Below are 6,646 nucleotides of genomic sequence, written 5' to 3'. Positions count from 1 at the left end.
GAGCGAAAGCCTGGGCGGGCGGGATCGCCCACGCGGTGGGGCGCGTCAACTTCCTGTTCGACAAAACCCAGGCGCCGCACCTCAGGGCGGACGAGCTGTGCGCCCACTTCGGCCTCAGTCCGGGCGCGGGCCCGGCCAAGTCGACGGCGATCATGGACCGGTTGAAGCTCGGGCTCATGGACCCCGAGTGGACGCGGCCGGGCCGACTGGCGGAGACCCCCATGGCCTGGCTCATCCGGGTGAGCGGCTTGATCGTGGACGCCCGGCGCGCGCCGCGGGAAATCCAGGAGGAGGCCCTTCGGCAGGGGCTGATTCCTTATCTCCCCCGAGCACCACCACAGGACGCCGCGGGCAGGTTCGGCCTCCTATGAGAGTTTTTCTCCGTTTGTGCAGAATCACCCTTTCATCGCCGATCCATGACCATCCGCAGGTAATCGCCGCTACCTTTTCTCCATGCAGAACGCGGTAGCGAAAGACGGGCCGCAGACTCCCTGGACGCAAACGCTCATTCTCTTCCATTCCATCAAGCGAAAAAAAACTTGAAGAGCAACCGAAGAATTGCGCCCTGACGAAAGGCGCCATGCCAATTTGGCATGTACTTAACTTTATGAAAAACCACGACATACAACGAGAGACATGGTTAAGCCATGACATCTTGTCATGCCATTGAATGATTCCAGGCCGACTCATGCTTAATAAGTCATTTAGTTTCAATGGCTTATTGAATTACATATAACTCGGCACCAAATATGCTTAGTGAGTTTCAGGTGATTCCATTTCTCTGGCGTCACAACTTGAATCCAGTCCGATTGGATCGGGTTCTTCGCAATATTTAACTTTTAAAGGACACACATGAAAAACAAATCTATCGCTGCTATTGCCCTGCTGTTATCCCTAAGCGCCGCCGGTGCGGTTGTTGCGGCCGAGCAAGAAGGCATGGCTGGAATGAGAGGCATGTCCGGCATGTCCGGCATGGAGGGCCAGAAGGGCATGTCCGGCATGGGCGGAATGTCCGGCATGGCGGGCCAGAAGGGCATGTCCGGCATGTCCGGCATGAGTGGCATGGGCGGCCAGACGGGAGGTCAGACCGGCATGGGTGGTCAGAAAGGCATGTCCGGCATGGGCGGAATGTCCGGCATGGCGGGCCAGAAGGGCATGTCCGGCATGTCCGGCATGGAGAGCAAGGGGGGCTGGCCCGTCATCGCGAAGTAGGAATGAAGTAGCTGGTTGACGCGGGCGAGGCCCCTTTTGCCCGCGTCGACACCCCACCCATTCCTCTTTTCAGCTTTAACCATCCTCCTGCCAGGATCGGAAAACCACTTGCAACCTGTTGGTGGCCGACTTTTTGGCGGAGGCGACCCAGCCGCAGAAGGCGCACCAGTTATTTGAAAGCGGCTATCACGCCGACATCCAAAATCAACCGAGCCAATGACCGAAAGCCTTGGTTTTTTTGACAGCCGGGACGGCGGCTCATGCCCTTTAACCAGTCGAGGATCGCGGGGCTGTTACGATCCGCGCCAATGTGGCCCATGGACCCCGGTCACTCAAATTGTGAGCCATAGCGTTATGAAGAACCCGCTCGACAAATTGATACTCGCCAGCTTGCTCGCCCTGGCGTCGGCCTGCGGCGAAAACGCCACCCCGGCAAAACCGGGCAAGGAGACCGCGCTTCCCGCCAAATCCGCCGAATCCGCGAGCCCTGTATCGCCCACCAAGTCGAGTGGATTCGTGGCCGGCCTGCAACCGAACCAGCGACCGGCAGGCGCACCGGTGATTCGCGAGTTTGTCCCAAACGCCAATTGGCGCGCCCGGTCGCTGACCGGGTTCAGCGAACCGATCCCCGTCGGCCTCGGGTTTCTCGACAGCCAAGGCGCTTGGTACACGCCCTTTAACCAGCCGGGAATGCCGGGCTATTACGACCTGCGCGACTGGCGCCACGGCGTTCGCGACTCAAACCGTGCGGGCCAATAACACCATGAACGATCCGATCAAACTGATTTTCGCCGGCCTGCTGGTTCTGCTCGCGGCCTGTGGCGATGACACCGGCCCGAAGCCACCCGCCCAGGCCAGCGTCCCCGCCGCCGAGTCCGCCCCGCCCAGCCAACCCACCGGGGATTTACTGCGCGACACCTACAGCCCCTTGCATTTCAAGCCGGCCATCGCCTCGGCCAGCGACGCGCAATGTCTGGCCTGCCATAAAGAGGTTCTGGATGACAAGGTGCGCGACGCCTCCCCCGCCGGGGTCGAGGCCGCCACCAGCCTCGCTTGGTATCAGCAGGTCAGCACGTACAGCGGGGACCAGGAAACCTTCCACCGCCGCCATCTGGTCACGCCGCTGGCCAAACAACTGATGAATTTCAAATGCAACACCTGCCATCAGGGCCACGATCCCCGCGACGAAGCGCCGGGATCGTCGGCCACCGCTCCGCCGCAGAGCGACGCCGGTTTCACGCTACGCAAGCAGGTCAACCCGGAAACCATTTGCCTCAAGTGCCACGGCCAGATGAGCGGACCGGAAGAAATCATGGGGCTAACCGGTCCCTGGCCCGAGGTCAGGCACTTGTTCCTCAACGATTGCCTGCCTTGCCATGCCTCCACCCGCACCCACCGGCACAAGGTCGATTACCTCGACGCCGCCGCCATCGAGGCGGCTGCCGTGGTCGGCCAGCGCGACAAGGCCGGCGGCGATGTCTGTTACGGCTGCCACGGCGGGCGGGCCTGGTACCGCATCGCCTATCCCTATGCCCGCAATCCCTGGCCAGAAATGCCGGAAGGCACGCCCGAGTGGGCGAAATCCCGCCCCACCCATTCCGACTCCAGCACCCCGAAGGTCGAGCCGAAACTATGAACAACTCCCCGGTCCTCATTCTCAATCCGGCGCGGCGCAGCTTCCTGAAAACCGTGGCGGGCGCCACGGTGCTGGCCTCGACCAGCAACCTGCTGGAACTGGCACTGGGCCAGAAGGATGCAGAAGCCTTCGCTTATGAGCCGTACTTCACGGACGATCAGCTCACCACCGTGGTGACGTCCTGCGACCACAACTGCGGCTCGCGTCACATGCTGGTCGCGCACAAGAAGGGCAACGTGATCGTGCGCTTGTCCACCGACGATGGCAGCTACCAAGCCGGGGGCGCGTTCGGCAAGGACACGATGGCCGAACCGCAGTTGCGGGCCTGCCTGCGGGGCCGCTCTTACCGCTCGCGGCTGTATTCGCCCGAACGCCTGCTCTACCCGATGATCCGGGTCGGCGAGCGCGGCGAGGGGAAGTTCAAGCGGGTGAGCTGGGACGAGGCGCTGGACCATATCGCGGCCAAGATGGTCGAGTTGAAGCAGAAGCACGGCCCGACCGCCATCCTCGACCAAGCCTACGCGGGCACGTCCTACGGCGTGCTGCACAAGTCGGATCAGATCGAAGGCTTGCTGGCGCGCTTCCTCGGCATGTTCGGTTGCCGCACCAATTCCTGGTCGGTGCCCAGCTATCAGGGCACGACCTTTTCCTCGAACATCACCTTCGGCACCATCCAGGACGGCAACGAGGACGACGCCTTCGCCCACAGCAAGCTGATCATCATGTGGGGCTGGAATCCGGCCTACACCTTCCACGGCGGCAACACCTTCTATTACATGCGCAAAGCCAAGCAGGACGGCTGCAAGTTCGTCGTCATCGACCCGCAATACACCGACTCCGCCGCCGCCTACGACGCCTGGTGGATTCCGATCCGCCCCAACACTGACGCGGCCATGCTGGCCGGCATGGCGCATTACATCTTCACCAACAACCTGCAAGATCAAGCCTACATCGACAAGTTCTGCCAGGGCATGGACGCCGACACCATGCCGGATTGGGCCAAGGGCCAGGAAAGCTTCAGGGACTATATCCTCGGCACCAACGACAACACGCCGAAATCGCCGGAATGGGCCGAAAAGATTTGCGGCGTTGCCGCCGCCGACATCAGGAAGCTCGCCGACATGTACGCCCGCACCAAGCCGGCGGCGCTCAAGGCTTCCTGGGGGCCGGGCCGCAACGCTTACGGCGAGCAATACAACCGCATGGCGGCGGCGTTGCAGGCGATGACCGGCAACATCGGCGTGCTGGGCGGCTGCGCCGAGGGCGTCGGCAAAGGCTGGCACGCCATGTCGGTCGCCTACCCTTACGACGAGAACGCCAATCTCTGGTGGTCTTCCATCAAGTCCGACCGCTGGGCGCATTGCGTGCTGAACTACCCGAACGTCAGGCGCGAGGAAATCGGCCTGTGGCCGCGCAACGACGAACTGGACGGCAAGATTCCCAACATCAAGGCGATCTTCTGGCACGGCTCGGACTGGTTCAACCAGCTCACCAACATCAACAAGGAAATCGAGGCGATCAAGAAGCTGGAACTGGTGGTCTGTTCCGATTCGACCATCACGCCTTCCGGGCTGTGGGCCGACGTGCTGCTGCCCATCGCCACCCACTTCGAGCGCCACGATGTCGCCCTCCCTTGGTACAAGGGCCATTACTACATCCACCGGCCCAAGGTGATCGAGCCGCTGGGCGAATCCAAGACCGATTTCCAAATCTACACGGAACTGGCCTATCGCCTGGAGAAGCTCGATCCAGAACTCAAGGATTTCGGCAAACGCTACAACCCTCGCGCCGACCGCGGCTACTTCCAGAACCCGGACGCGGTGGACGAAGCCTACTTGGCCGCCTGGTGGGAGCAAGTGCAGGAGCACCAAGGTGTCACCATGTCCTGGGAGGACTTCAAGCGGCACGGCGTCTACAAGTTTGTGTTCGACCGGCCCCATGTGGCTTTCCGCGAGCAAATCGAAAACGGCGAGCCCTTCGAGACCCCGTCGGGAAAGATCGAGATATTCTCCACGACCTTGGCCAAGGTTAAGGACTGGACCAAGACCCAGTGGGGCTACCCGATCCCCGCCATCCCCAAGTGGATCGAGCCGTTCGAGTGGATGGGCAGCCCCTTGGCCAAGGACTATCCCTTCCACATGATTACCCCGCATCCGCGCCACCGGACGCACTCGATTTTCCACAACATTCCCTGGCTGCGCGAAACCTTCCAGCAGGAAATCACCCTCAACGCCTCCGACGCCCGGCGGCTGGGCATCGTCACCGGCGACATCGTCGAAGCCTGGAATCCGCGCGGCAAGATCGTGCTGCCCGCTTATGTCACCGAACGCTGCCTGCCCGGCGTCGTGGTGGTGTACGAGGGCGCCTGGATGGACCTGGACAAGCAGGGCGTCGACCGCGCCGGCAATCCGGATTTCCTGACCAAGGACGAACCCAGCCCGGCGGGCGCTTTCGCCTACAACACCATTCTGGTCAACCTGAAAAAGTCCGCGTTGCAACATCGCCCCGGCTGGGACAGCGAGGCGACGGCGCGCTCCTTCATTTTCCGGCGCGACACCTGAGGGACCGAACATGGCCAAGAAACTGGATATGGACGAAGTGAAGGCGGCTCTCCAGCGCAAGGAGACGCAGACCTACCAGCCGGTGAAGCCGGCCCAGCAGTTCGGCTTCGTCCACAACAATGTCGATTGCATCGGCTGCCGCGCCTGCGAAATCGCCTGCAAGGACAAGAACGGCCTGCCGCCGGGGCCGCGCTTTAGGCGCGTCATGTATGTCGAGGGCGGAACCTTCCCGGATGTGTACGCCTACAAGGTGAACATGTCCTGCAACCATTGCGCCGAGCCGGCCTGCCTGCCGACCTGCCCGACCGGAGCGATCTGGAAGCGCGAGAAGGACGGCATCGTGGACATCGACTCGACGCTGTGCATCGGCTGCCGCAAGTGCGAGGCCGCCTGTCCTTACGGCGCCCCGCAATGGAATCCGAAGGAGCGGATCATCCAGAAATGCAATCTCTGCGTGGACGAAATCGACGCGGGCCGCAAGCCGTATTGCGTCCAGGCCTGCATGATGCGGGTGCTGGACATCGGACCCATCGACAAACTGCGGGACGGCAGCCACCCGACCCTGGCCATCGGCCCCAACGACAAAACCGTCGGGCAGGTGAAGAACATGGCCAACCCGGAGCTGACCCACCCTTCGATTGCCTTTGTGCCGCATAGCCAGGGGAAGGTCGAATGAGGCTGAATTCTGACGTTACCGCCGCGCTGGCCGAGGACGTTTCGACCCTGGCTATTTTGCAGGACCAGGAGTTGTCGCCCCCTGTGCTAGCGGAACTGAGAGCGCTCGACTTTCCAGGAAATCTCGGGCTGCTGCCGACCGACGACGCGGGCCGCAAGGCGTTCGGCATGATGCGGAGCCTAGTGGCGGCGTTGCCGGCGGCGCCCGACACCGCCTTCCTGGACGATCTGGCGGCCGACTTCGCGGCGATCTACCTGACCGGCGCGTTCGGCGCGTCGCCCTACGAGTCGTACTGGCTTTCCGACGACCACCTGATCTGCCAGGACGCCATGTTCGACATGCGGACCTTGTATGCCGGGGCGGGCCTGAAGGTGCCGGACTGGCGGATGCGGCCGGACGATCATCTGGTGTTCCAGCTTCAGTGTCAAGACCCGTGAGATTGTCTACCGCCGAAACGAATAATTCTGGCTTTCTCTCGCGCCATTCGGCGAGGGCGTTAATGGGGGCGACATGACCCAGCGCCCGCTGGGGGATGGCGTGATTGTAAATATCGGCATAGCG

7 protein-coding genes and 1 pseudogene are annotated in these 6,646 nt (G+C 62.2%); 7 read left to right on the top strand and 1 reads right to left on the bottom strand.

Going from position 1 to position 6,646, the window contains the following annotated elements; translation table 11 throughout:
• From ACXWUF_RS16150 to ACXWUF_RS16120, 7 genes are all read left to right on the top strand, one after another.
• On the top strand, positions 1 to 371 hold a 371-nt coding region (locus ACXWUF_RS16150; protein ID WP_458495683.1), incomplete at its 5' end, for a DUF6398 domain-containing protein.
• A 481-nt stretch (positions 372 to 852) separates the two neighbouring features.
• The gene (locus ACXWUF_RS16145; protein ID WP_458495682.1) at positions 853 to 1,212 is read left to right on the top strand and encodes a hypothetical protein; all 360 of its coding nucleotides are present in this window, start codon (positions 853 to 855) and stop codon (positions 1,210 to 1,212) included.
• Between the two features lie 354 nt (positions 1,213 to 1,566).
• Positions 1,567 to 1,971, top strand: coding sequence for a hypothetical protein (locus tag ACXWUF_RS16140; protein WP_458495681.1), 405 nt, complete (start codon positions 1,567 to 1,569; stop codon positions 1,969 to 1,971).
• A gap of 4 nt (positions 1,972 to 1,975) precedes the next feature.
• Positions 1,976 to 2,848: a hypothetical protein gene (locus tag ACXWUF_RS16135; protein ID WP_458495680.1), complete on the top strand. Its 873-nt coding sequence runs from the start codon at positions 1,976 to 1,978 to the stop codon at positions 2,846 to 2,848.
• Entirely contained in the window at positions 2,845 to 5,409 is a 2,565-nt protein-coding gene (locus ACXWUF_RS16130; RefSeq protein ID WP_458495679.1) for a molybdopterin-dependent oxidoreductase, read from the top strand. The genes ACXWUF_RS16135 and ACXWUF_RS16130 overlap by 4 nt, the downstream gene beginning before the upstream one ends.
• A 10-nt stretch (positions 5,410 to 5,419) precedes the next feature.
• On the top strand, positions 5,420 to 6,085 hold the full coding sequence (locus tag ACXWUF_RS16125; RefSeq protein ID WP_458495678.1) for a 4Fe-4S dicluster domain-containing protein: 666 nt from the start codon (positions 5,420 to 5,422) through the stop codon (positions 6,083 to 6,085).
• Positions 6,082 to 6,522, top strand: a complete 441-nt coding sequence (locus tag ACXWUF_RS16120) for a TorD/DmsD family molecular chaperone (RefSeq protein WP_458495677.1) — start codon at positions 6,082 to 6,084, stop codon at positions 6,520 to 6,522. Before ACXWUF_RS16125 ends, ACXWUF_RS16120 begins: the two co-directional genes overlap by 4 nt.
• Here ACXWUF_RS16120 and ACXWUF_RS16115 read toward each other — a convergent pair.
• Positions 6,509 to 6,646 (bottom strand): annotated as a pseudogene (locus ACXWUF_RS16115) (IS481 family transposase); the annotation flags it as partial. The gene ACXWUF_RS16120 and the pseudogene ACXWUF_RS16115 overlap by 14 nt on opposite strands.

The sequence above is a fragment of the Methylomagnum sp. genome (assembly GCF_054333355.1).
Note: the sequence above shows the minus strand (reverse complement) of the source record. Positions and strands in the feature narration are given on the sequence as shown.